At 39.6% G+C, this 25,835-nt stretch carries 23 protein-coding genes and 1 pseudogene; 17 read left to right on the top strand and 7 right to left on the bottom strand.

What is annotated here, in order from left to right; all coding sequences use genetic code 11:
* Positions 1–13 precede the first annotated feature (13 nt).
* Positions 14–1,408: a thioether cross-link-forming SCIFF peptide maturase gene (gene scfB / locus NST45_RS23705; RefSeq protein ID WP_038568695.1), complete on the top strand. Its 1,395-nt coding sequence runs from the start codon at positions 14–16 to the stop codon at positions 1,406–1,408.
* A 1,383-nt stretch (positions 1,409–2,791) separates the two neighbouring features.
* Here scfB and NST45_RS23700 read toward each other — a convergent pair.
* Positions 2,792–3,742, bottom strand: coding sequence for a HaeIII family restriction endonuclease (locus NST45_RS23700; protein ID WP_038568699.1), 951 nt, complete (start codon positions 3,740–3,742; stop codon positions 2,792–2,794).
* A 68-nt stretch (positions 3,743–3,810) separates the two neighbouring features.
* Complete coding sequence (locus NST45_RS23695; RefSeq protein WP_038568701.1) at positions 3,811–5,562, bottom strand: hypothetical protein; 1,752 nt, start codon at positions 5,560–5,562, stop codon at positions 3,811–3,813.
* A gap of 119 nt (positions 5,563–5,681) precedes the next feature.
* Between NST45_RS23695 and NST45_RS23690 the strand changes: the two genes are divergently transcribed.
* Positions 5,682–6,923: a DNA cytosine methyltransferase gene (locus NST45_RS23690; RefSeq protein WP_038568703.1), complete on the top strand. Its 1,242-nt coding sequence runs from the start codon at positions 5,682–5,684 to the stop codon at positions 6,921–6,923.
* A 680-nt stretch (positions 6,924–7,603) separates the two neighbouring features.
* Here the strand turns inward: NST45_RS23690 and NST45_RS23685 are convergent.
* Positions 7,604–7,948: a helix-turn-helix transcriptional regulator gene (locus tag NST45_RS23685; protein WP_038568705.1), complete on the bottom strand. Its 345-nt coding sequence runs from the start codon at positions 7,946–7,948 to the stop codon at positions 7,604–7,606.
* Between the two features lie 167 nt (positions 7,949–8,115).
* On the opposite strand from NST45_RS23685, the gene NST45_RS23680 reads away from it, so the two are divergent.
* The 9 genes from NST45_RS23680 to NST45_RS23640 all read left to right on the top strand — a co-directional run bounded on the left by NST45_RS23680 (position 8,116) and on the right by NST45_RS23640 (position 16,866).
* A complete protein-coding gene (locus NST45_RS23680; RefSeq protein ID WP_052096764.1) occupies positions 8,116–8,754 on the top strand; it encodes a hypothetical protein in 639 nt (212 codons plus the stop codon).
* 162 nt (positions 8,755–8,916) lie between these two features.
* Entirely contained in the window at positions 8,917–9,399 is a 483-nt protein-coding gene (locus NST45_RS23675; RefSeq protein WP_038568707.1) for a hypothetical protein, read from the top strand.
* Positions 9,400–10,078: 679 nt separating this feature from the next.
* A complete protein-coding gene (locus NST45_RS23670; protein WP_052096766.1) occupies positions 10,079–10,657 on the top strand; it encodes a sigma-70 family RNA polymerase sigma factor in 579 nt (192 codons plus the stop codon).
* Complete coding sequence (locus NST45_RS23665; RefSeq protein ID WP_038568709.1) at positions 10,650–11,501, top strand: hypothetical protein; 852 nt, start codon at positions 10,650–10,652, stop codon at positions 11,499–11,501. Before NST45_RS23670 ends, NST45_RS23665 begins: the two co-directional genes overlap by 8 nt.
* 213 nt (positions 11,502–11,714) lie before the next feature.
* Positions 11,715–12,827: a helix-turn-helix domain-containing protein gene (locus tag NST45_RS23660; protein WP_076142283.1), complete on the top strand. Its 1,113-nt coding sequence runs from the start codon at positions 11,715–11,717 to the stop codon at positions 12,825–12,827.
* Between the two features lie 112 nt (positions 12,828–12,939).
* Complete coding sequence (locus NST45_RS23655; RefSeq protein WP_076142284.1) at positions 12,940–13,956, top strand: ABC transporter substrate-binding protein; 1,017 nt, start codon at positions 12,940–12,942, stop codon at positions 13,954–13,956.
* Positions 13,953–14,774, top strand: coding sequence for an alpha/beta hydrolase-fold protein (locus NST45_RS23650; protein WP_076098724.1), 822 nt, complete (start codon positions 13,953–13,955; stop codon positions 14,772–14,774). Before NST45_RS23655 ends, NST45_RS23650 begins: the two co-directional genes overlap by 4 nt.
* A 65-nt stretch (positions 14,775–14,839) precedes the next feature.
* Complete coding sequence (locus NST45_RS23645) at positions 14,840–15,880, top strand: iron ABC transporter permease (RefSeq protein WP_076098723.1); 1,041 nt, start codon at positions 14,840–14,842, stop codon at positions 15,878–15,880.
* On the top strand, positions 15,880–16,866 hold the full coding sequence (locus NST45_RS23640; RefSeq protein WP_170914305.1) for an iron ABC transporter permease: 987 nt from the start codon (positions 15,880–15,882) through the stop codon (positions 16,864–16,866). The genes NST45_RS23645 and NST45_RS23640 overlap by 1 nt, the downstream gene beginning before the upstream one ends.
* Before the next feature lie 78 nt (positions 16,867–16,944).
* Here the strand turns inward: NST45_RS23640 and NST45_RS23635 are convergent, their stop codons facing one another.
* Together NST45_RS23635 and NST45_RS23630 are read right to left on the bottom strand one after the other, a co-directional pair.
* Positions 16,945–17,484, bottom strand: coding sequence for a helix-turn-helix transcriptional regulator (locus NST45_RS23635; protein ID WP_038568720.1), 540 nt, complete (start codon positions 17,482–17,484; stop codon positions 16,945–16,947).
* Between the two features lie 46 nt (positions 17,485–17,530).
* Positions 17,531–18,718, bottom strand: coding sequence for an ABC transporter permease (locus tag NST45_RS23630; protein ID WP_076207605.1), 1,188 nt, complete (start codon positions 18,716–18,718; stop codon positions 17,531–17,533).
* Between the two features lie 169 nt (positions 18,719–18,887).
* Here NST45_RS23630 and NST45_RS23625 point away from each other — a divergent pair, with 169 nt between their 5' ends.
* Together NST45_RS23625 and NST45_RS23620 are read left to right on the top strand one after the other, a co-directional pair.
* Positions 18,888–20,009, top strand: coding sequence for an FAD-dependent oxidoreductase (locus NST45_RS23625; protein WP_339824000.1), 1,122 nt, complete (start codon positions 18,888–18,890; stop codon positions 20,007–20,009).
* 158 nt (positions 20,010–20,167) lie between these two features.
* On the top strand, positions 20,168–21,334 hold the full coding sequence (locus NST45_RS23620; RefSeq protein ID WP_076104113.1) for a DUF4317 domain-containing protein: 1,167 nt from the start codon (positions 20,168–20,170) through the stop codon (positions 21,332–21,334).
* Between the two features lie 73 nt (positions 21,335–21,407).
* On the opposite strand, the gene NST45_RS23615 is transcribed toward NST45_RS23620, so the two are convergent.
* Positions 21,408–21,941 carry an NAD(P)H-dependent oxidoreductase gene (locus NST45_RS23615; RefSeq protein WP_076098717.1) on the bottom strand — a complete coding sequence of 178 codons (534 nt, stop codon included), beginning with the start codon at positions 21,939–21,941 and terminating at the stop codon, positions 21,408–21,410.
* Between the two features lie 185 nt (positions 21,942–22,126).
* Here NST45_RS23615 and NST45_RS23610 point away from each other — a divergent pair.
* The 4 genes and pseudogenes from NST45_RS23610 to NST45_RS23595 form a co-directional block, all read left to right on the top strand.
* Positions 22,127–22,375, top strand: a pseudogene (locus NST45_RS23610) (winged helix-turn-helix transcriptional regulator); the annotation flags it as partial.
* On the top strand, positions 22,357–22,926 hold the full coding sequence (locus tag NST45_RS23605) for a hypothetical protein (protein ID WP_339823998.1): 570 nt from the start codon (positions 22,357–22,359) through the stop codon (positions 22,924–22,926). The pseudogene NST45_RS23610 and the gene NST45_RS23605, both read left to right, overlap by 19 nt.
* A 113-nt stretch (positions 22,927–23,039) precedes the next feature.
* The gene (locus NST45_RS23600) at positions 23,040–23,762 is read left to right on the top strand and encodes an MBL fold metallo-hydrolase (protein WP_339823996.1); all 723 of its coding nucleotides are present in this window, start codon (positions 23,040–23,042) and stop codon (positions 23,760–23,762) included.
* Between the two features lie 252 nt (positions 23,763–24,014).
* Positions 24,015–24,773, top strand: coding sequence for a hypothetical protein (locus NST45_RS23595; protein WP_076104110.1), 759 nt, complete (start codon positions 24,015–24,017; stop codon positions 24,771–24,773).
* A gap of 22 nt (positions 24,774–24,795) precedes the next feature.
* Here the strand turns inward: NST45_RS23595 and NST45_RS23590 are convergent, their stop codons facing one another.
* Positions 24,796–25,737, bottom strand: a complete 942-nt coding sequence (locus NST45_RS23590; RefSeq protein WP_076214981.1) for an AraC family transcriptional regulator — start codon at positions 25,735–25,737, stop codon at positions 24,796–24,798.
* Positions 25,738–25,835 lie beyond the last annotated feature (98 nt).

Here is a 25,835-nt window from a genome sequence, read left to right as displayed (position 1 = left end):
TTGATTAGCAAGTATGATTCATCAATATAAACTAAACGGATACAATATCGTGCTCGACACCTACAGTGGCTCGGTACATGTTGTTGATGACCTAGCATATGAAATTATAGCGGATTATGAGAAAACTTCTGTCGACCAAATCGTGACAATGATGTTAGAAAAATATAAGCATGATTCCAGCATTTCTGAGAGTGACATTCGAGAAACCATCGTGGATATCGAGGAGCTTATAAATGATGGACAGCTTTTTACAAAAGATGAGTATGAGAACCTCTCGCTCGATTTAAAAAAACGAAAAACTTATGTCAAGGCACTCTGCCTCAATGTTGCGCATACCTGTAATCTATCATGCGACTATTGCTTCGCTAGCCAGGGGAAATACAACGGAGACCGAGCGATCATGAGCTATGAGGTTGGACAAAAATCCATCGATTACCTGCTTGAAAATTCGGGCCATCATCGCAACCTGGACATCGACTTTTTCGGCGGGGAGCCGCTTTTGGCCTGGAAAGTGGTTAAACAGATCGTAGCTTATGCAAGAAGCAAAGAACAAGAATACAAAAAGAAGTTCCGCTTCACCTTCACGACGAACGGGATGCTGCTGAACGATGAGGTCACCGAGTTTTTAAATCAGGAAATGTACAATGTCGTATTAAGCCTGGATGGAAGGAAAGAGGTTCATGACCGGCTTCGCCAAACGGTTAACGGAAAAGGCAGCTACGATCATATTCTTCCGAAGTTCCAGGAATTCGTTCGAAAGCGCGGAGACCAAGAGTACTATGTACGGGGAACTTACACTCGTAACAATGTCGATTTTACCAATGATATATTTCATATCGCAGACCTTGGTTTTGACAAAATCTCGATGGAACCAGTCATCTGTGATCCAAAGGAACCCTATGCACTTACTGAGGAGGACCTGCCGGAGATATACAACCAGTACGAAATTCTCGCGAAGGAAATGATCGGGCGTGGTGAACAAGGCAAGGGGTTTACCTTTTATCATTACATGCTTGATCTCTCAGAAGGACCATGCATCCAGAAGAGAATTACTGGCTGTGGTTCGGGAACTGAATATCTTGCTGTCACCCCTTGGGGAGAGCTTTTTCCTTGCCACCAGTTCGTAGGGGATGAAGAGTATAGCATGGGGAACCTCTGGGATGGCATCACAAAGCCAGAGCTGCAATGTCAATTTAAAGAGAGCAACTGCTACTCGAAGCCGGAATGCAAAGACTGCTGGGCTAAACTCTACTGCAGCGGTGGTTGTCCTGCCAATGCACTGCACGCGACGGGTTCCTTAATTGGTACCTATGACTTCAGCTGTGACGTCTTCCGCAAAAGAGTCGAATGTTCCATGATGGTGAAGGTGGATGAATCCATTAGAGCGATGGAAGAGCAACCTAACTAATTAAATAACGAATAAATACACGATAACCGAGAAATAGACACTTTTAAATAAAGTGCTCTTTCTCGGTTTTTTTGTACGGAGAAGAAGGACTGTAAGACAAGAGAGACGATCAGTTTCTGCAAAGGGCAGGTCACTGATCGTCTTTTAGTTTGAATCTATGGAATGAATTCTGTGCGATAGGTTTGTATATCGTTTCATTTTCATCTCGTTCTCAAATACTTCTGGGAATTGTATAACTTCAATGCTTCCCCCAAATCGATCCTCCCGAAGCAGTCGATTTCATTTATGAGCAGTTCACAATGCAGTCATTTCTTTTCAAACAGCTCATATTAACTATACTAAAACACGGCTAGTAAACCTCTCAACTGCTAAAAGGGCAAAACGTTATTGGTGATGAAATTATAATCAATAAAGATTCCTTTTCATCAGAAGGGTTTGAACACTATACTGTTTATCAATATGAACTAGAAACACCACTCTATAACATTACAGAAATACATTATAATAATGACTCTTTTTATAGAGTTTATAAAATGGATATGCCGAGTTTAAGCATGAATGATGAAGTAAAAGTATTAAGTATCTCCGACTCTTCTACAGGGCTTGCTATACCCGTAAGTTTTTTGGATGTAAATAATAACAGATTTATTTTGATATTAGAGGCAACACAATTTGAACTGAAAAGAGTCACGGAGTAAAGGTTATTAAATTAATTTTGTGAGAATATTTCCGATTGGTACAAAATAAGTTGCTTCTGCATTTCTTATTTTCTTTTTAAATTACTGTCACGTGAAAATAATGTTATTAGAAAGGCGATTGGTTGACCAATGAATATGAAAAATTTAACCAAATGATTATGAAACAATCAAACAATCAAAGAGTATTCAATAAATAGATATGCCAATGCAATTGTCACCATATCATCTGAGATGAGAGAGTATGGGATAAATGAGGGAAATCTCTTTGAAATCTCAGATCAAGCGATAATTAGTAGGATTCTTCAGCATTCTGATTTTCAATTTAAGGATAAAAAGGAAATTGAATGTACAGCACAGCATTAAAACTTTTCTAAGACTTCTATTGTGCCTTTAGTAGAGAAAATAAAAATTACAGACGATGACACGTAAGCTTTACAGTATAGCTGAGACAGTAAATGCATCGAATATTTCCTTTGTAACAATAAGTGGCGGAAAGACCTATGAAAATGAAATTGATATCTTGTTTATGGTGTTATCCTTTTAATTTTGAGGTTGAAGGGGGTTGTGAAGATGAGGCGGTGGAGGACACGCACTCTTTTCTATATCAAACATTCGTATGTAGTCACTTGTTAGATAATTGAATAGCCATTCCTGTGATATTTAGGAATGGCTAGTATATATCAGTTTAGTCCCAGGGTTCATAATGCCTATATAATGTAGGGGGGACGCCATTCAGTTGAATATCGAATTTTAAACTTGGCTCAACAGCTCTACTTGCATTATGAATTCTTGCAGATAAGTTCCAACCCTCATCACATACAATGAAAATTGTTGTTTTTGAATTAGGCTTGAAATCTATATCATAAAACCTAGATGGTAGTCGCAACCTTGGTAATCGGATTTGAGGTGCAACGTTACCTGATTGTCTGTTCAAAGTACCGTACATTGAATATCCTTGTATTTCAGTAACTCTATTTCTGCCTTGTGCAATCACCTTATAAAAGTCATGGCGACCAAGAAGATAACTTAACAAACGAGAAGGAATATCCGTATACATTTGGCTAAGCCTTTGTAACTCTCGTATAAATGCGTTCAAAACTGGGACATAGAAACGGTCTGCTTTATGATCAAGATCTTTCCAGAGATAGTTTCTGTGCCGCAATTCTTCAAGTTCATCAAATATGGGTCTGATTTCCCTAAAGTAATTTTCTGAAACAGGATAATTTAACCACTCTCTACCGAAATCAATTCTTTGCGAAAGTCTTGAATGTTTTACGGCAGAATGATTATATTTAGCTGATAATCCTATTTCCCATTGGTTTTGATTACGAACAGTCAGGACGTCTCTGACATCACCCTGTTGTCCTCTAGCATCTTGCTGAATTGTAAGTATCAATGGTTGATTATTTTGATGATTTTCTAATTGAGGTTCGAGTCGTCTCAATACCCTTATTGCAGCATCTGCTGCAAAATTAAATTTTTGTTGTAATATAGGATCTAAACAATGAAATGATAACTGAGCATTTAGATAAGTCGGTGTTGTCAAAATCACTATTTGCTGAGTTTCCGATAACTGATGTTGCATTGATTGAAGGCATGCATATTCAAATCCCTTTCCATTTAATACTTGTGCCACCCTTTTCCGCCTACTTTCATTAAAGACTATTATTAGTAAGGCATTGCCGAAACACTATTCTAAGATAATTAATTTTTGATTTGAGTATACAAATATTCTGATGACAGTTTAATAGATGACCAACCATGCGATTCTCCACTGCTGAATTTTACCCTCAATGAAATTTGTTCCTTACCATTATTCCATAGAAGAGTATTTTGTATTTTGCTAGGAGTATTACAAAGAACTCTTACATCGCTAGTTATATCATGATGTTCTATATAAAATGCCTTGTTCTGTTCATACGCAGTAATAATCATAAGAGCTTCTCCTAATAAATGCTCAATGCCTCTTTTTAAATTATCCTGAGGTGCTGTCTCTAACGCTGTTCCAATTTCTTGGGATATTTTCATTAAGCAATCTTGACGTGACAGACCATGATTATATTCTTCTTTTATTTCTGTTACTAGCGATTTTAAGTCTGTTCTGATATTAAAATAAGTTTTATCGAGTATAGTACCGATTCCAGGATTTTTTGTTGTGATTTTTTGACCGATTTTTCGTATGGCTTTTAAGGAAATGTATAACTCTTCAACGTGACTATTAGCAAATCGAATTGATATTTTTAAGTCTCCAGTATTTAAACGGTCACTTGTATAAATGTCAGCAACAATCTGAATTCCTTCAACTAAAACTGCCCCTTTTTTTTCATAAATATAATTTGCAATAGTTTCTGCTGTCTTCTCAGAACTTTTTTGGATAGCGTTAGCTGTTGCACTATCAATCTTTGGTAAATAATTAGATAAAAATGCGGCGCATTCAAGATCATCAGCTTGAATAACATTTGGGTGTTTTTTTAGCATCCAATAATATGCGAATGCTTCATGGCATTTACCGACCGCGTTACTTGTATTTTTGTTAGGTGAATGAAAAGTTTTAGATATAATATCATCAACTTTTTGTATTGTGCCTTTATTTTTATTAATGATATGGGATGAAAAATCAGCGATTTTATCATATTCTTCAAAACCGGTTGCTAGCTTTATGGAAGAGTCAGGTTTGTTTTCAAACTTAAAGCGAAGTGTTAATGCTACTGTTCCACATTGTATTCCGATGGTATTTCTGCCCTTTTTATATACAACAATTTCATGATAATTAGAAATTTCAGGTTTGAATTCTTCTATTATTATTTTTCCTTTAGTAATTCGAGTTATAATATTTGTTTGATCCACCATTAATAGAGAATTAAAGGCATTCATGAATCCATCGTGATTGCTATTATAGGTTTCTTGTAGTAAATTGAAGCAATAATCGCGGATGCTTAATAAAAAGCGATCTCTGCAAACATTACTGTCATCGTCAAAGCTGGTAAATAAGCTCCTTACTTTTGCTTTTAAAAGCTTGATTTCTTTTATATAGCTATAGTCAACTTCTTTTAGATCTAAAAGCTCTTTTAGATATTGAATATACTCCTGTTCAACAAAAAAATTGAATCTATCTTGTATATCGACAGAGAGGAAATGTTTCGAAAGGAAACTTTTGGCACCTAAATTTTTAGGTTGAATGGACCCTTTTCCTTGTACAAAAAATAGATTAATGGGATACTTAATACCGTCTTTAGTAATCATTAGATCATTGTGTTTATCAGGATTTTTCTTGTCTAACTTACAAGTAATCTTTGTTGGTAAATCGAATTTATTTAAGATAAATGTAGCTGTCTCCCTAGAGGATTCTGAGATGTTGGCTGACCAGTCAGCATCGTCACCCACTGATGTTTTTTTGAGGAGAGCCATGTGAACTTCCTGAACATGTTGGTCTCCAATGAGTCTTGATTTAGCCATATTGAGTCTCCTAGCTTCAAATAATATTATGTATTGATCGTTTTTAATAATACGAATATAATAAATACAAACAAATGTTCTAGGTGCTGCACTACTACAGCATGGAAGGGTCGAATTAAATGAAAATTGATAAACGTGGTCGCGCAAAATATAAACCATCTCTGGACCTCAATATAGAAGAAATCAAGAAATTTTTAAATGAAAAAATAGAAGAGGAAATGGTTCTTCACGATCTGAAATATGATCTTGAAGGTACACTTCATTATAATATAGGAAAGCTTAATCTTGTGTCACTATTTTGTGGCGCTGGTGGTTTGGATTTAGGCTTTGAGTTAGCAGGGTTACAAGCTACTATAGGTGATGATGAAGCATTGGAAGCTTTTAAAGATAAAAAAACTTATGATATAGTACGAAATCAAAGCGTTTTTCATACCGTGTTTGCCAACGATTTCTTTAAGGAAGCATTAGATACTTATAAAGTTAACCATCAAGATCATGTGAATGTTCTGAATGGTGATATCAGAAAAATGAAAGAATTTCCGGATGCAGATATTGTATTGGGAGGGTTTCCATGTCCAGGATTTTCGGAAGCTGGTCCAAGGTTAATAGATGATAAACGGAATTTTTTATATCTCCAATTTATTAGATGCCTCATACAATCAAAGCCTGCAATATTTGTTGCAGAGAATGTAAAAGGTATGTTGACTCTTGGAAAAGGAGAGGTGTTTAAACAGATTAAAGAGGATTTTGAATCTGTTGGTTATAAAGTTACTCACAAATTATTGAATGCTAGAGAATATGGTGTACCACAGTTAAGAGATCGAGTATTTTTAGTAGGTGTTAGAAATGATATTGATTTTAATTATGAATTTCCTTCTCCTACACATGGTATTGGAGAAGGAAAAGCCCCTTTTATAACTCTAGAAGATGCAATTGGAGACTTAAGGGAATCACCAGGTCGATCTTATGAAGGTTCATTTTCTTCGATCTATATGTCGCGAAATCGGAAGAAGGCCTGGCATGAGCAAAGTTTTACAATACAAGCCTCAGGTAGACAAGCACCAATCCATCCTGATGGTGTACCTATGAGAAAAAAAGGAGTAGACTCCTGGGAATTTCCCGATGGCGAAGAGAATAATCGTAGACTATCCGTAAAAGAGATTCAGAGAATACAAACCTTCCCTGATTGGTATGAGTTTTGCTCCGGAGCGGAAGAAGGTAATATGAGAAATGCTCATGTGGATAAAGTATATAAACAGATTGGAAATGCCGTCCCTGTTATGTTGGCGAGAGCAGTAGCTAGACCTATTGCTGAATGGGCTAAGACATATGTAGCGAATAACAATAAAGTATTGCAATAGGAAGTTATTGCACTTAAAGTATTAGAAATTAAATCAAATTTATGATTTTATGACTGTGTTAATTACAGATGATATTTAGCAATACTATTTCCTTTGAAGCCGAGTATAATTCAGGTACTTATACTGAGTTACGCTCGGCTTCTTCTATGCTTCCTGCTAGAGAATATTCAGGACGGATATAAAGATTATTAAAATATCCTTACAACTCACACTCTCCGTTTATCGTATGAGATCTTCCAAAAGAAAATGTTTTTGCTTTTAAAAAAGAGATAACGTCAGGCAATTGTGATAAGGATATTTTTCAAGACTAAATGCAAAGTTGAAGTCATGCGAGAAGTATTAATAGTCAAAGTTAAATAACATCCCCGATTAAAGTTAATCTGAGCACATAGCTATTAATGGGCATAATGGTAACAGACCAACACATCTAAATTATCTGTAAGGCGTTTCGTCTTTATGTTCAGCTAGGTCTATAACTTCGCCAGCGTATTTCAGAGCCTATAGACCAATACATCTCATGAACTAAAGACACCGGTAGATGGCATATTAAACCTCTTCAATTTAATGCTAGGAGGACGTACGTTGTGGTGCAGTACTACACAACGATATGGTAATGTATTTTTTCTTATACAGAATTTTAAATTTAAATATATTTGTAATGAAGTTAATATTTAAAATTCCTACTTTTCTCTCTTATCTAATCCCGTAGCAGCAATCACTTCCCGGGTTACTCGAGTGAGTGCTGCTATTTCCTCTGCACTTTTACTGCTTAGCAAAGCCATATGCTCATCCAGCGCCTTGCGACGCTGTGTCTCATCCTCGAAGCGAAAGAATTCTATAGCTGGAACATCAAACGCCGCAATAATTTTTTCTAGTGTCTCTAATGAGATATTTCGATCTCCTCGTTCGACACCACCTATGTAACTGTAGTGAAGCGAAGCAGCTTCGGCAAGTTGTTCTTGTGTCCATCCTTTTGCTTTTCTAAGCTCGCGAATGCGATTGCCGACGCTTTCTGGTAAATTCATAGGATCACCTCTACATTAAGGTTAGAAGAGGAATGCTAACCGTAACAGACTATTAAAGGCAACTTGATAATAATTAAAACTGTACTTATTAGTACTTTTTATATTGACCCTCTAGATTACAAAATATACAATGAAGGTATAAATGGATAAAAAAGGGGGATTTACGGTTGCATCTCTCTATTCTTAAAGCCTTCAACCCGGATGTTCTTGTCGAAATGTTGGAAACTGCACATTACTTTGAAAAGTGGGATAAGCTGCTATACACTGCTGATATTTTGCATAGCTATGCCCAGCGTATATATGAAGAGCGACTGTACTATAAGGCGATGGGGACGACAATACCTCTAATTAAGATGCAGCATCCACTTGTTTATTATTTTGGGTTCAGTCAACAGATGCGTGGAGTTGCATATCAACATCTGGGGGATTACGAGCAAGCCAGGGATAGCATTTACAGATACGTAGAACTTGGATGGTTGGAGGATTTAGGACCGGACGGGCAAGAGATTGCTCGTGAATTTCGATATTTGGCAAAAATGAATTTATATGCCGTAGAGATTTTATCTGGAAAAGTAGAACTTCTGCATGATTATGCTTGCTTTCTACAGACCTATCCCAATGGACTACTTGATGGGCTGGTTGTAATTATGCAAACTGCGCTTTGTTTTGGATTGAATGTGGATGAGCAGTTGAGTCACTTAAATGATGATGTAAGTGAAATCAAGTTAGAACAAGATAAAACCGCACAGTCGAAGTACAGAAGATTTTGTTATCTGGTGGATTTATATAATATGTGGAAGTACTAAATATAATGGTTTAATCACCAAATTATACATACTTAGTGGAGGAATTCTCATATAAAAAAATATTACTAATGATCCACTCGTCCGCGCGGCACGAAAGAATACTATGCCAACCAGCTTGCGGGCAAAAATGTGCTTGTTGGTTCTGTCCGGGGACCCGAACAAGTGGAGGTGGCGCTGCAGAAAGCTTTTTATCATATGCCGTTAAGGAATCTTGCAAATCAGAAGATACTAACGCAAATTGAATACGTAGCGATGTGCCAATCCCGCAAAAAGTTCATTGATCCTGCAAAAACGGGGATTCACTGGATAGGGAAAGTAGCGGATTGGAAGGTGCTGCGGCGTAATGAGATTAAAGAGGTTCCTTGTCGCCCGGGTACTGAAGAAGATCTGTATGTACGATTTACGGTTGAGGAATGGAAGAGTTTAAACGCGCCTATCACACTAGGAGGACAAGGGATCTATACGGTGCTTTACACGAGCAAGTACATCCTGGATCGGGCCTTGGAGATTGCTGAGCTCCGTCTAGAAACGGAGGAAGAGCTTCGTGAATGGCGGGAGAAGCGCCGAAAGGGCAGAGTGAAGGTGAAGCTGGATCATGAGCAGTATGTGGACTTAGGGAAGGTTGTTGAAGTTCGGAATATTTAGGTTAGTGAAAATGAAGTAAGGTGAACGGAACGAAAACATCATCGAACTCAAGCTGAATCATACAAAAGTGGATTTGGCTATAGTGTAGCTAGCGCGGATACTTTAAGTATTCGTGCTAGCTTCTGGTTTTGAAGTGATGGTGTATAATTCGGAAAATGTGCTAAAAGAGGTATACTCCGGCGAATTATTGTTTTTTTTGGTTCGTGAGAGATTAAATTGGAAGATTAGTACTGTGGAAATTATTAATGAAATGAAAGGAAATTTCACTTGAACAATTGAAGTACATAAATTATGAAATTAATTGTAACGCAGAGATTCTCCCCTTTTTCACCTCCCTATATCCACCCCGCAACTCTAGTATCAACGCTTTCGCGGATAACACTCTTTTACCGCCATTGTTTCGTCCACTTGCCTATAAGCTCGCCGAAACATCGGCTGACCTTGTTCATAATAGAATTTCCCTTATCCCACAAATTCGGCTCGAAGTTGCTGTATGTTCTATTGAATGAATGTTGAAAAAAGCCGCTGGCTTCCGCGTTTTTTCTCACTATCCACAATTATCAAAACATTTTGTTAATGCTCCGCCCTTTTCTCCGTATTAACATATGTAAGTTTCTTCACAACAAATTGCGCAATTTGTTTAGCTTTTCGATGAAGGTGAGGTGGAAGGAGGGTGGAGATGGAGGTTATCCAAGGTAAAGTGGAGCGTTACATGAATACCGAAAGATCACGTGAAGCTATCATGTCCAAAGAGGAATTTACCCGGATGTATGATACGTACTACCAACGTGTTTACAAATATATCTGTTATCGGATTAATAACCACCACGCGGCAGAGGACATATGCAGTCAGGTGTTTGAGACTGTGATGTGTAAGTATTATAGTTTTTCACAAGAAAAATCGAATTTTGAGGTGTGGCTGTTTGCCATTGTAAGAAATGCTGTGACGGACTACTTTCGGGCGCAGAAGAAAAGAAGCTATACCTCACTGGATTCGTTGCTGGAGCTTATATTTCCCAAGCCGTCTCCTGAGGAGCTGGCGATCCGTGAGGATAATAATCAGGCACTATTCAAGGCGCTCTCCAAGCTGCGTGAGAAGGAACGCAATATCATTGCAATGAAATATGGGGCTGGGCTGAAAAATTCCGAAATTGCACAGATCTTGGGAGTTAGTGAGTCCAATATCGGTGTCGTAGTATATAGAAGCTTGAAAAAACTGCATATTTCCTTAAAGGCAGGAGGGTTCAAAAATGAATAAGAAAGATGATCTCACCAAATTCAGCAAGACCATAGAACGGCTTGAGAATGCCGAACAGGGCAGCACTACCGCCAAAGAAAGAATCTATAACCGCTTGATATACAAATTGGACCATGGGGCTCTTAGCCCCCAATCAGAGATAAAGGACGGGATAACGATGAAAAAAAGCAGCTGGAGAAATGCAATAGTGATTGGCAGTGCAGTAATCTGTCTGGGTGGAGCATTCTCTGCAACCTCCTATGCACAGGACATGTTCCAATCGATAATGGCAAAGTTTGAAGTAGGAAATCTCGAAATCACGCAATACGATAAGGAAATTCCTTCGGCTGCACAGTCAATGACTCCATCTGAAGATGCCCAAGGCGGGGAGAATGCGGTCATTGAATTGCCGGTTGCAGCTAAGTTAAATCTGGATGAAGCCCGTGCAGCACTTGGTATGAACTTCCCGGCACCCGACTGGATGGGAGACTATGAGTTTGTGAATTGTGTTCTTCAGGGGACCAGCATGGTTGAAGTGCAGTATAATTCCGGAGAGAATGCTGTGGATTTTCTAATCTCCAAGGGCGGGGACAATGGGATCAGCACTACGGAAGAAGTGAAGACAGAAGTAATCAACGGGACTAAAGTTTATTTTGCAAATGGAATTGTGATTTGGGAAGAGGATGGCTATACAGTAGAGTTGTATTCCCAAGTAGATTTTGACCAAGCTACACTAGGGAAAATCATTGATAGCTTTAACATTGGTGCGCCTGTTCAGCCTTTAGAGCAAGGTCAAGTGAAGGAGAACTTGCAAAAGAATGGAGCAGCGGTTGCAGCTCCGGCTCCGGCTGTAGATTCAAAATAAAAGACTTACTCCGGGCAGCAGCAGCCTATAGTTACACACAGAAGACGCGAGGGGATTAGTCCCCTGAGCGTCTTCTTTTTTGAGCACACTTTTATAGAACGTTCCCCAACCATTGCCACCCCCCAAAAACAAAAGTATAATTGATAATGATTATCAATTAATGAATGAATAAAGAGTTAAGTGCATTTATATAAGCAGTAAAGAGGTGACAGAATGCAAAAACAATCGCAAAAGACGGATTTAAGCGAGGTTAGAAAATATATAGAAGAGAATTTCACGAAGCACTTGTCTTTAGCCCATTTAGCTAATCTTTCTGGTCTTAGCTCCAGTTATTTTTCCTCGGCGTTTAAACAGGAATATATACAAAGTCCAATGGAGTATGTTACTCAGCTGCGGATTCAAAAGGCTAAACAATTATTGCAGAAACAAGACGTTCGCTTGAAGTTTATAGCAGAAGCGGTTGGATATAGTGATGAGTTTTATTTTAGCCGAGTGTTCAAAAAGGTTGAAGGGATCTCCCCAACGATGTATTCCAGCCAACAAAAATCAAATATCGGTGTTGTAACTGGGAATATGATGGGATATCTACATGCGGCAGGAGTGGTCCCTTTTGCTGCACCCTTAAGTGCAAAATGGACACCGTACTACTATAATTTGTGGTCGCAAGAAATCGAGCATAAGGTAATCTTGACCCAAAACAAAAATTATTGCAGCCCAAATGAGCTATTGCATTTGCCAATTGATCTTCTTATTTCTCCAAAAGATCTGTCGTCAGAGCTGGTAAAACAGATAGAGGATCATTTTCCAATCTATTGGCTGGATGATAAACAAGATTGCTTAATAGCGTTAACTGAACTTGCTGCCCGATTAAATAAACAAGAAGAAGCGAAACAGTGGATCACGCAGTATAGGGCAAGATTGGAAGACGTTCGTCGCGAGTTAGGGTGGATCACAAATCCACCTAAAATTCTAGTTATACGTATCTATCAGCAACAAGTTTTTGCTTATTGTAATACAGGCATTCAGCATCTTTTGTTTCAGGATTTGGGAGCGGAATCTGGTTATGAGCAGCCTGTTCTATATAATGCCGAGATTACTTTTGATGAGTTAAGTGAATTGAAGGTAGATAAGCTGTTTACGATTATATGCCCCGATGATGAATCACGCGCAACATGGCATCATCTGCAGAGAGACGCTGGGTTTAGACAGTTAGAGGCTATTAAGCAGCAACAAATCTATGTTATTCATTCTGATCCTTGGTTTGAATACTCTCCTGTGGCTTTAAAACGAATGCTAGAGGAAGTTGCAGTAATGATGATACCTTGAAAATGTACATGTCTAATCATAAGATGTTACATGGTCAATGCGTCCTATCTCTTATACACTCAATACTGAGAATGATTATTATTGAGAATATAAGAAAGAGGGAAGGTCTATCATGAAGGGGTTTAATACAAAAACAATAAGTTATGTTGTAATGGTTGGTTTATTATCCATTCTACTAACAGCTTGCGGCGGCAATAATACAGCGAATCAGCAAGCAACAGATACTCCAGCAACAACTAGCGAAACGAGTGCAACTGCAACGGAGGAACCCGCTGTACAAGAAACGGAAGTAGCGGCTAGAGAAGCGTTTGTAGTAACTGATCAAGTTGGCAATACAGTAAACATTCCGGGGACTGTACAAAAGGTGTATGCCCCTGGTCTAGAGGATTACTTAGTTACCCTTGGTGTAACCCCAGTAGCCCAATGGTCCACGGGTGAAAGACCGCAGCAGTATCTACAGGATACGTTAAGTGGTGTAAAAGAAATCAGCTTCGCTAATGGTGTTCCCTCTCCAGAATCTGTAGTAGATTTGGAGCCGGAATTAATTATATTCCCCACTGCTTTTTATGCACAAAATGGTGTTTATGAAAACTACTCGCAAATTGCTCCAACTTACGTGTTTAAGAATGCACTCGGCAATGTAGTGGAGGCCACAGAAACGATTGCGAAATTGCTAGGTTTAGAGGATAAAGCAACAGAAGCTATTGCTGCTTACAATACAAAGCTGGAAGCAACTAAAGCACAGTTAGCCAGCGTATCTGCCGGTAAAAAAGCAATTTATATTAATGCGAATGCCCGTGCGATCTTTTTAGTGGGCAACTTCCATTACGGGGGTTATGTGCTGAGTGAGCTAGGCTTTGCTCAAAGTGCTCTTGTAGAAGGTGAAATGTCCGCTGATATTTCGCTGGAGATGCTGTCTGATTTAGACGCGGATTATATCTTTATTAACGATAATGATGGTCTGGGAGATGCCTTCCTGGCAGACATTAAAGCTAGTCCTTTATGGAAGGCGCTGCCGGCAGTTCAAGCAGGTAAAGTGTTCGAGGTGGATGGCGATCACTGGAGATCCAGCGGATTAATTGCTTATCAAAAAACGATGGACGATATTGTAGCGTTCCTGCTGCCATGATTATCAAACCGTATGTAAAACCAAACTATGAAACGATGCTGATCACGAGTAAAGCTAACAATAAGGACTATGAAATTTTTATTGCCAAACCTTTGGATGAGCCTGCAAAAGATGGCTACGGTGTCATTTATGTTCTTGACGGTAATGGACTTTTTGAAACCGCAGCAGAAATCACCCGATTGCTGACGCGTAAGCCTAAAGGCTATCCACCCGCGATTGTTGTTGGCATTGGTTATCCTGGGGGTGAGGCGTTTGATACCGTGCGTCGAACCTATGATTTAACCATGCCAGCCGAGCTTGCGAATTTACCGAAACGTCCCAACGGGGAGCTTTGGCCTGAATTTGGCGGGGCAGATGAGCTGCTAGCCTTTTTTGAAAAAGAGTTAATGCCAGCCATTGCCCAGCGGTTCGTTATCAATAAGCAGAAGCAAGCATTGTTTGGTCATTCCTTTGGCGGATTATTTGTGCTGCATGCTTTGTTTACACAACCCACCTTGTTCTCACATTATATTGCAAGCAGTGCTTCCATCTGGTGGAATGATTACGCACTTTTAAAGGAGTATGAGAGTTTTAAAGCTGATTTACACAGCAATACGCTAAGTCAGTTACCTAAAACGCTTATGATTGCCGGTGGAGAAGAGCTGGATTATATGGTCAAGGATAGCTTGGATTTATGTAACAGTATGATGGCCTTACACCTTCCAAGCTTTGAAGTAAGCTGGGCATTGCTTGAGCAAGAGGAGCATGTAAGTGTAATCTCGGGTGCGATTAGTCGGGCCGTCAAATTTTTGCTTACCACATCCTCTGACTTAAGTTAGAAATCATATCGTTTGCATCTGAGCTGGCCCTTGGCTGGCTCTTTTTGTAAAGTGAAGGGAAAGGGTTGGAAACATTGGCCGCAAATGTTCAGAAATCATCACTAGCAGGAGAAAAAAAGTTCTCCTTTTTAATATTGCTAATCTTCATGCTCCTCCTATTAATAGGCGTATTAGTGCTTGCTATGGCCCTTGGCGCGAAAAAAATACCCTTCGCAGATGTATTCATGTCGATCATCGCTTTTGATGATAAGGCTTCTACTCACCAGGTGATCCAATCCATTCGTTTGCCCCGGGTACTTGCCGCTATGGCAACAGGCGCTGGATTTGCAGTAAGTGGAGCAATTATTCAAGGGATTAGTCGCAATCCTTTAGCCGATTCGGGGATTCTTGGTTTAAATGCTGGGGCCGGGGTCACGTTAGTTATTGCCATGGTTTTCCTGCCAACGATTTCATTCACAGGTACACTTTGGCTCTGTATTCTAGGTGCGGGATTAGGAGCGGGTTTAGTTTTTAGTGTTGGCCTATTAAGTAAACGAGGCATGACGCCTATTCGGCTTGTACTGGCGGGTGCTGCCATCTCTGCTATGCTAACTGCCCTAAGTGAAGGAATAAGTATCTTTTTTTCAGTGGCTCAGCAGGTGGCTTTTTGGTATGGAGGAGGTTTAAGTGGCATTAGCATGACCCATCTACAGCAAATGTTGCCTTGGATGCTTCTTGCGCTATTACTTGCCATCGTAATTTCAAAGTCGATTACTATACTATCTGTAGGGGATGAGACAGCGGAAGGGTTAGGCGTTAATATTAAACTTATCAAAAATCTTTCGCTTTTAGCCGCATTCATGTTAGCTGGGATTTCATGTGCTTTAGCTGGATCTGTAAGCTTTGTGGGCTTAATTGCTCCGCATTTGGTACGTTACATAGTGGGTGTGGATTATCGTTATATTATTCCATTATCCGCAATTCTGGGAGCCACCCTTGTTGTGCTTGCTGATTTAGTGGCACGTATCGTAAATGCCCCTTATGAAATCCCTGTAGGTGCTGTAATTGCGGTTATTGGTGTTCCGTTCTTTCTGTATTTGGCACGTAAAGAAAGGCGGGAACTATAGTGAAGCTAAGATGGAAGTTTATAATTATAGCAATCATTTTACTGCTAGGCTTTATATATAGTGTATCTACTGGTCAAAGCAGCTTAAGCTTACAAGAGTTATGGCAAACCGTATTAGGAAAGGGAACACCGAGGCAGGAACTTGTACTTTTTCAATTCCGTATTCCACGTATGATCTTGGGTTTTCTAGTGGGTGGCGCGTTGGCAATAGCAGGAATGCTGCTGCAAGCTATAAGCCGAAATGCTTTAGCAGACCCGGGTATACTGGGGATAAATGCTGGTGCTGGATTATCCATGATGTTATTTTTGCTCTTACAAAATAGCTCAACCGGCTTACATACTTATGTTCAGCCACTGTACGCTTTATTGGGTGGATTTATCGTTGTCGCTCTATTATTTATGCTTTCCTATGATCGCAATCAAGGCATTATTCCCATTCGATTAATTTATACGGGTATTGCTGTTGCGGCTGCGATTAGTGCATTTATGATTGTGTTAACCTTCGTACTAGATCCTTCGCAATATCAGATGATTAAGGTGTGGCTGGCAGGGAACATAGGGAATAGTAATTGGAGTCACGTGTATGCTATGCTGCCTTGGTTACTTCTTATTGTGCCTTTATTAATTCGGAATCATCTTATATTGGATGTACTTAGGCTTAACGATCCTGTAGTCATTAGTTTAGGGGTATCTCTAAATAAATATCGTGTTTGGTTTTTAGTGTGTAGTGTCTTATTGGCGGCACCAGCGGTTGCTGTTAGTGGGAGTATTGGATTTGTAGGACTAGTAGTTCCACATTTAGTTAGACGACTCTTTCGTGGTCATAAAATAATGATTCCCGCATGCCTACTAATAGGTGGCGGATTAGTTGTTATTGCAGATGCGCTTGGTAAAATGGTAGTAGCCAATACTGAAATACCAGCAGGAGTGATCGTGGCTTTAATCGGTGCTCCATACTTTTTATATTTATTGATTAAAAGTGAATAACTAAAAGAGATTATTGTGATTGGTGCTGGAAATAAAAAAAGAATGCCTTGATTATGCTATAATCCAAGGCATTCTTTTTTATATAGTTTTCGTTTTCAGCTTTTCTAAAAGAACTTTCCACCAGTGTATAGATTGCTCAAGTTGAGAAGCGTAGTAGCTTTCCATGAAATCTACGACGTCACGGGTGGAGCTATCTACATCTATTTGCTGGTAAATTTGATTTAATTGATCTTTTTTTATAAGTGACTGTTCAATTTTCTTCTCGATAATCGGGATCACTTTATCAGTCTCTACAAAACGAAGATTCACAAGAGCAACAATCATATCTGAAATAGATTCTGCATCTTCTATTACCTTATAAATTTTGAGCGGGAGTTGCTTGCGCCCTTTATCGGTAATGGAAAACACCTGTTTGTCTGGGCGATGTTCTTCTTTGATAATCTCTACCTGTTCAACTAAGCCCTGTTTCGTAAGGGATTCAAAATGATAATATAGTTTGCTTTCAGATAGATTTAGCAATGTATCAAATGGAATAGGGGTGGATAGTTCTTTTTTTAATTTATAAGGATAATTATTTTCATCCATTAACTTACTTAAGATATAAATTTGAATTGACATCACAGAACCCACTCCTAATTGTTGGCTAAACTCTATCTTACCAAACCTAGGCGGTTATTTCAGCTGTATTTTTAACTTCAACGGGCAGTATAGTTTCTTTAGTCACAGGTACAGGTTTATGAACAAACCGGACGATAACAATGTTAATCATCATAGCCCCGGCAAATACGCCTGCTAATCCCCATAAGAAGGGTGCTGGACTAATAGAACCAAACATTTGTGCCAAATAAGCTTGCACAGAATAATACATTGGGGTGATGCGGCCGAACCAATCGTATGGTGTATACATCATATCACGAGGCATGGTAGCACCATTGGCGATGGTTTGCATGAGCAGGATTGGAATATTTAAGACCATACCGCCTTCGCCAACTAGGAAGACCATAATCGCACACACGTTAAATGCAGCCATATACATTAGAATTTGCTGAGCAGCAACTGGTAACAGTAAGGATAGGTCTACATCTGCAACAGAGAAGGCAATGGTTAAAGCAACGACAGTTGATAATACAGCGATTAATAAAGCTGTGAGTTGAACGAACATAAACAGTTTTGTCTTGCTTGCTTTCCCGCGGTTCGCTTTAAAAGAAGCAACTAATTGCATGGAGGCAATCATTGCCCCAACATAACCAGCCATAGTTAAGAACATAGGTAGCATGTTGTTGTGCATGCCGTCCGGAACATCATTGATGACAACATAATTCCCGACATAACTATTTTCAATTTGTGTAGCCATTGCGGTGGCTTGTTCTTCTGGTACGTTAAAGTTCATTAACACACCTTTTGCGGTTTGCTCTGAGAAGTTCGCGCTTAATTGTTTGTTAATTTCCCCTACAACGGAAGACATGGCTGAAGATACCATGGTGGCAGAAGCTTCGTTGACTGTGAAATCAATACTTGCGGATACCTTACCGCTTTGAACGTTGGCGGAAAATTCTTCTGGAATATGGACAACTAGAGCTAACTTATTATGTTCTAATTCATCCATCGCCTTTTTATTCGATACATCGGTTTTTATCGTTTTGAATGGTAAGCTCTCCGAGAACTGATTCGAAATCTGAGCCCCATATTGACCGGCATCATCATTGACGATAGCAATTTTTAAATCATCCATGTTCCCTGGAAGTGCTGTATACCCTGGTAAGAAAATACCAAGCATCGCAATGGCATAGAACACACCCATAAAAATAGAACCAATGGCCCCTTTGGACTTCAAAAACTGTGAAAACTTCAACTGTATTCCTTCTTTCTTCTGAATAACACTTTTATTTTAGTACTCCAATTAAAGTACTTTTAACTGAGTGAGATTTATAGTACGATAATTCATTATAAATGTCAAATTTAAGATACAATGGGTAAGTAGTGAATGATTAAAAAAATGAATAACTGAAGGGACTTCGAATATGAACAAGGTTATTGTAATTGGTGCAGGGATATTAGGGGCTTCAGCAGCTTATCAGCTAAGTAAGTTAGGTGCTGAGGTCATCATTATAGATCGTAAGGATGTTGGACAAGCAACGGATGCAGCAGCAGGGATTATTTGTCCATGGTTGTCTCAACGCAGAAACAAAGCATGGTATCGTCTTGCTAAAGCGGGAGCAAGCTTTTATCCGGCACTTATTCAAGAGTTGGAAGAGGCTGGAGAAACCGAGACTGGATACGCAAAAGTAGGAGCGATATGTATTCATGAGGATTTGAAAAAGTTACTCGCGATGAAAGAAAGAGCGGAGCTGCGCAGAGAGGACGCCCCTGAAATAGGGGAACTTACGATGCTGACGGATCTTGAAGCGCAAGAGAAGTTTCCCTTATTGTCGGAAGGTTATCATGCGCTGCATGTATCGGGTGCAGCAAGAGTGAACGGACGTGAATTACGTGATGCTTTGCTAAGAGCTGCTCAGCGTAATGGTGCGCAAATGATTGAGGGAGATGCTATTTTAAAGTATGCTGATCATGAAATTAAAGGGGTTAGCGTAGGAGAACAGACATTCACAGCGGATGAAGTGATTGTGTGCGCAGGGGCTTGGTCTAACGCTTTGCTTCATCCGCTTGGGATCATGCTCCAGGTGCGTTATCAAAAAGCTCAAATTATGCACTTGAAGCTTGCTCAACAAGCGAGTACAGAGCAATGGCCTGTGGTAATGCCGCCTACAGATCAATATATCCTTGCGTTTGCGGATCAAAATATCGTTGTAGGTGCTACTCACGAAAATGATGTCGTAGGTTATGATACTGCTGTAACCGCAGGAGGAATGCAAGAAATATTAAATAAAGGTCTGCAAACGGCTTCTGGTCTTGCGGATTGTAGCCTAAATGAGATAAGAGTAGGGTTCCGTCCTTTTACTGCAGATTTTCTTCCCGTGTTAGGCAGGGTTCAAGGATGGAATAAACTAATTGTTGCTAATGGACTAGGGTCATCCGGATTAACGATGGGACCCTTTCTTGGTGAGCAGCTAGCCAAGCTGGCCATGAATCAACAGGTAGATATTCAGCTTGAAGACTATGCATTAGAGCATGCGATAAATTGATGAGTACGAGCACGAATGGAGGGGAAGTCCAAACATTCACCGCAGTCACGCACTTACCTTAATAGAAAAATCTTAACTTCAACTAATATAGCGAAGGTTTTTTTTATCCTTTATACTGAAAAGACCAATTAATCTTCCTAGGAGTTGTCTAACGAATCATGATAAAGAAAGAAGTCGCGCATATACGCAAGCAATTTAAGCTGGATCACGATTTAATGAGTATTTACGATATTCTCAACGTGTATATTATGAAGGAAAGCAACGAGATCTATCATTGGGAGCGCCAGCCATTTGGAATGGTGGACAGAGAGAAGCAGGAGCTGTATATGGGTAATTTCAAAAAACTCCTGACCGGTGAACTGGATCAGAAATTGTTCGAGTTGAAGTTTCAAGCGGAAGCGGAGGAGCCAGCGCAGGTGATGCTTCATCAAGCTTTGGTGACAGGGGATCCGGATGAATGGCAGGACCTGATGCTGCTGTTGGTGGACAGAATGATGGCGGATACTCATTATGAACGGGATACGGTGATCACTTTCGTTCGCGGACAGTATTTCCGCCCGACTAAAGATAGAAACGATGAAGCCGAGGAAAGTGAGAAAAACGAACTATTCGCGCATCCTTTTATCCTATGCAGCGTGAATTCCACGGAGAAACAACGGAAAGCTCTCTTGTTTGATTACGTGGAGCGGGAGTTCAAGTACAATATCATTGTAGATCCGATCGTCAAGTTAAGTACGCCGGAGCAAGGTTTCTTTTACCCAAGCGTGACGGACAATTATTCCGATGTGAACCGCATTCTGTATTGTACGGGGAAATCGAACTTCCCGGATCCGCATTTTGTCGGAGAGGTCTTGAATGCCGAAAGATCCAATACGGCTCTGGAAGAGAGAGCTATATTCGAAGACATCGTGAAGGAAGTGGCGGGCGAACAGCTTGATGCAACCACTCTCGCACAGGTGTACGAGGAGATCCATCAGGTCATCGAAACCAACGACGATAAGGAAGAACCTCCAATGCTCGATTATAGAGATCTGGAACGTGTACTGACGGTAAGTGGCGTAGAGAACGTGACAATGGAAAAAGTGGAACGGGCGTTTGAAACGATCGTTGACGATAAGCATTATGAGATGAAGGCGAGCAGCGTAATGCCGAAATTCACTACCAAATCGATAAAGATCGATACAAAGGTAGCTACGATTTCGGTCAGCCCGCAGGATTTAAAATATGTGAAGCAAGTGAATTATCATGGGAGACGCTGCATTTTGATTGAGGTTGACGAAGATGCCGTGATCGAAGGATTCACACTTACTACAGAGAATCTTTAGACCGCTTCAACAATGTTATGGGCTATCCTTAAAGTCTTTGAACAAGACTAAGGATAGCCCAATTTGTTTTGTGTCAAATACGGTGATTAAAGATATATTCGATATATTCTTTTGCGCTAGTATTAATTTCTTCATCGCTGGCTTGGAATGAAGCTCCAAAAACAGCAAAGTACGGTAGGGCTTCTGCGCCTACATGTTTGGCACTGGCTTTAAAGGGTGCGATCACTTCGTCTACGGTAAAAGAAACAGAGCCCTCTGGCTGATAATTTTCCTTTTTATCACCGATAGATAGGGCCAGCCCTAGCTTTTTCCCGTTAAGCTTGTCACCGTTTGATCCATAAGCCCATCCGTAAGCCAACACATCGTCAAACCATTTTTTTAATAGCGGCGGATAACTGTACCAATACAACGGGAATTGAAAGATCACATGGTCATATGCTTCCATTAGATTTTGCTCTCTAGGAACATTAATATTCCAGTCAGGGTACTCCTTATAAATCTCATGAAGGGTAATATCGTTGGGATATAATAGCAGTTCTTCTTTCCAGCGCTGGTTGACCCTCGAATTCTCAAGGCCCGGATGCGCCAAAATCACTAGTGTTTTCATGATGAATCTCCATTCTCAGGCCTATATTATTTATGAATATTATTATTATCTTGCAGGTTGTAAAAAAAGAAAATACACACAATAAAGTAAGATGGTTACTTTGAGGTGTGTACTGGACTCAGAAAAAAATATATGCAACAATGAAGTTTTGAGTAAGCTTAATTTGATCATTTGAATTACAGCGTAATATTCAGGGCATCTCACAAAAGGTTCTGATCCAGCAGCTTCGTGAACTTGAGAGGGATGGGCTTGTCAAAAGATTCGTGTACCAGCAGATGCCGCCAAAAGTTGAATACAGCCTCACGGAATATGGCGTTACAGCCAATAAGATCGTGGATGTTATGTGTTCTTGGGGGAAAGAAAATATAAAAATAAGACAAGGACGAGGAGAAGAGATCGTCTTGTTGGAGGATACATGTCCTGGAGCAAATTAAAGCAACAACTGGAGAGTTTTCTCTGTCCTGCGTTATCCGGCAAGGTTGAATATCGCGCAAGCAGCTACCGTTATTTACCTGATAAATCAGGGAGCTGTTATATTTCGGTAGATAAAAAGAACGTACTCAATATGAATGATAGAACTAGCTCAATCAGATGGTATCAGACGGAGCAGGAGATTAAGAATGATTCGGAACTCCAAATTCCTGTCCACTCTGAAGATATTGAAGCGGTTAGAAAAGATAGTAAAGGGAACATCCCGGAGGATCGTCTAATAGTCATTGCAAGAAGCAGAAAGATATCAGAAGTTGCAAAGGAGCTTTTGTCAGCACAGACCTCATTAAGTAAATCGAATTTTATCGTTGTAGCTAATAAGTTTTTATCTACTTCTATAGAAGAAAGCTTAGAGAGCGATGATATCCTATTGAATATTCTGGCTTTAGTGGACAGACGGGTTGGGAAAAAGCGGATTTTAAACATGAGCGAGAAGATCCAGTTAAAGCATCCGATTGTGCAATATTTTTATGAACTACGTCGTAGTACATTGTGAATATAACTAAAATCTCCCTTGCTCAATGGCACCTGCTTCATCCATTATAAATAGGTAATCATCTCCCCCATAGAGCGTATCTTTACCTGTATCCATAAAGGAGAGAAAATAGGATGGAACTCAAAAAAATAAATGACTCTATTTATTATTTGGAAAGTGTCCGAGAAACAGACAGACCTGTTTTGGGATATGTTGTAGGTGACAGCTTTTCAATAATGATTGATTGTGGCAATTCAAAATCGCATTTAGATGCCTTTATAAAGTGTTTGGATGATAACAATCTGCCACATCCCAAATATGCTTTGATCACGCACTGGCATTGGGATCATACCTTTGGTATGCATGCTTTTGACGGGGAAACTATAATCTCTTCAGCAACGAATGAGGCACTAAAGCGCCTGAAAGAATGGGAATGGGATGAAGAAGCTGTTGTAAAACGTTTAGAGACCAAAGAAGAAATAGCATTCGCCTATAACTGTATGAAAAAAGAATATGATACGTTTGATAAGATTAAGGTTAGCACAGGAAATATTATTTTCGAGGATGCTTTAACGCTGGATTTAGGGGGCACCACTTGCCAGATTATAAAGGTAGGAGGGCCACATGAAGACGATTCTTGTGTTGTATATATAAAAGAAGCGGGAGTTTTATTCGCAGGTGATGCACATAGCGGGGATTATTATCATGGAGAAGGTAAAATTGATCCGATAAAAATGAAAAAATATATTGAGTTTTTATCGACTCTTTCATTTACTACGTATATCCCGGGGCACGACGCCCCTATGAGCAAGGAAGAAATCATTCCCTTGTTAAATAGATTTTGTGAGGTCAAGTAAAGGCTAGCCTTATCACATAACAGCTTATTTTATTAGGCGACTTGTTAGGTATGAATTCGGTAGTGTACCGGACGCATGCCTTTTTGTTGTGCCTGATGGGGCAGTTCATAGAGGGGGCTTATTTGCGTTTATTGGGAAGCAGCGTTACGATTAATCATAAGCAGCCTTGCTTCAAACCCCTCCTGAGCTATTAGAAATCTTAGACGAATTATACATCGATGGCTGGGGACTTGTACAGAAAGGGAAACAGAAATGGATAAGAAAATAAGCGTAGAGAATCTAAAACTGACACCACAAAATGATACTTATTATATTGCTTGGAGTATCGGAGTCGATAAGAAGTATAAAAAGCATATGAAAAAAGAAATAAAGAGCCAACTCACAGACGTTCTAGGATCCATGACTCAAAATAATGCTGTGGAGGATATTTCAGTTTACAGTCATAACAAAACAGCCGAAAAACATGGAGAATTCATTATATGGGATTATCTTATCCTAATGCAGATCAAGGAAAAAGAAGATGCCGAAATCATTTTACCTAACTTAAAAAATGTGAATATACCTTTCGTGCTCGAAACAATCCGTATGGAGTTACTTGTAACTACACCAAACAGTACGTACCCTACACCAGGGGAAGGCGCGAGAAAACGGCATGTAAAGCCATTTTATGCAATTGAATATGTCGATGTTCAGCCTAATCATTTAGATGAATTCCGGGACATAATGATTAACAATAACGGACCGGCAATGAAGTACATAATGGAGGAAGCGAGATGGTGTCATAATTTTTATGCATTAGAAACGCTGACTGTCTTCTATCATAATTCAAGTTATCCTACTTGGAATCAGATTCATGTCATAGGTTTGTATTTGGAATCAATTTTTCTATATAAAAAAGATTTCTCAAAAGGGCTGGCACTGACCCACAGCATTTCATTTGAAGAAAACTTTGCGCAGTTAAAGAAGATAAGAACCATGTTATATAAAACGATCGGGAGAAAGATGATCTAGAATAGACGAATGGATAAATGGATCAAACCCACCCCGTAAACTCCAATATAGACGCTTTAGCGGATTGTGCTTCGGATTGTGCGCCTTTACGCCATTGTTTAGGTGACTCACCCATAAGCTTGGAGAAACATCGGTTGAAGCTGGATATGGACTGAAAACCGACTTGCTCAGAGATGGAGAGAATGGAATCGTCCGTACTTTTTAACTGCTTGCAGGCCTCTTCAATACGGGTACTGTTTAGGAAGTCGAGAGGTGCGGACCCCATAATCTCATGGAATTTCCTGCGGAAATGAGTGGTACTTAGGTGGCACAGATCAGCTAAAAAATCGATGGTAATCGGCATCATGTAGTTTTTAGTGATGTATTCCAGAACGGGTGAGATGACAAAATTGCCCTTCAGGCTATGCTCTGTGTCTTGATTAACCAAGGGTTCATTCCGGGAATGAATTCTAAGAAGCTCTATATAAAGCGATAATAATAAGCCGTAGGCACTTTCTTGATAGTAAGGATTTTTTTGTTTCAATTCCTCTACGACCGATGTCGCAAGGGTATAAACCTTGGGATGTTCCTCTTTGTTTAAAATACAGTTCATTCCCTTTATTGCCCACAGATTCGGCTCAAAGTTGCTGTAAGCGCTCTTGAAGGATTGCTGAAAAAGATCCTCAGGCGAAAAAAAGATATAAGACCACAGACTGGCTTCATTCGGCGAACTATAAGTTGTATGAGGGAGATACCTAGGGATGAAGGTCACATCTCCGGCTTTAAAAGGCACAGATTCTCCTTTGATCTCCATGATGCCGCTATTCGAATGGCAAATGCCAATCTCCAAATGATTATGGAAATGCAGATGTTCACTTTTAATATCAGAAATCTTCCAACGTTCACCGCTTAACAGCAAGATAGGAAAGTTTATCGGTAAGCTGTAGTGGCGGTATTCAATGACGGGCTTCTTTTTTCTGGGCATATTCTCAATACTCCCATTCTTATTACGTAGGTTGAGTAGATTATAGGTTAACGTTATATCAAATTCAACTATATAAAGAGAACTTGATATTATACAAT

Source organism: Paenibacillus sp. FSL R7-0163 (genome assembly GCF_037969975.1).
GTDB classification, from domain to species: domain Bacteria; phylum Bacillota; class Bacilli; order Paenibacillales; family Paenibacillaceae; genus Paenibacillus_AQ; species Paenibacillus_AQ odorifer.
Note: the sequence above shows the minus strand (reverse complement) of the source record. Positions and strands in the feature narration are given on the sequence as shown.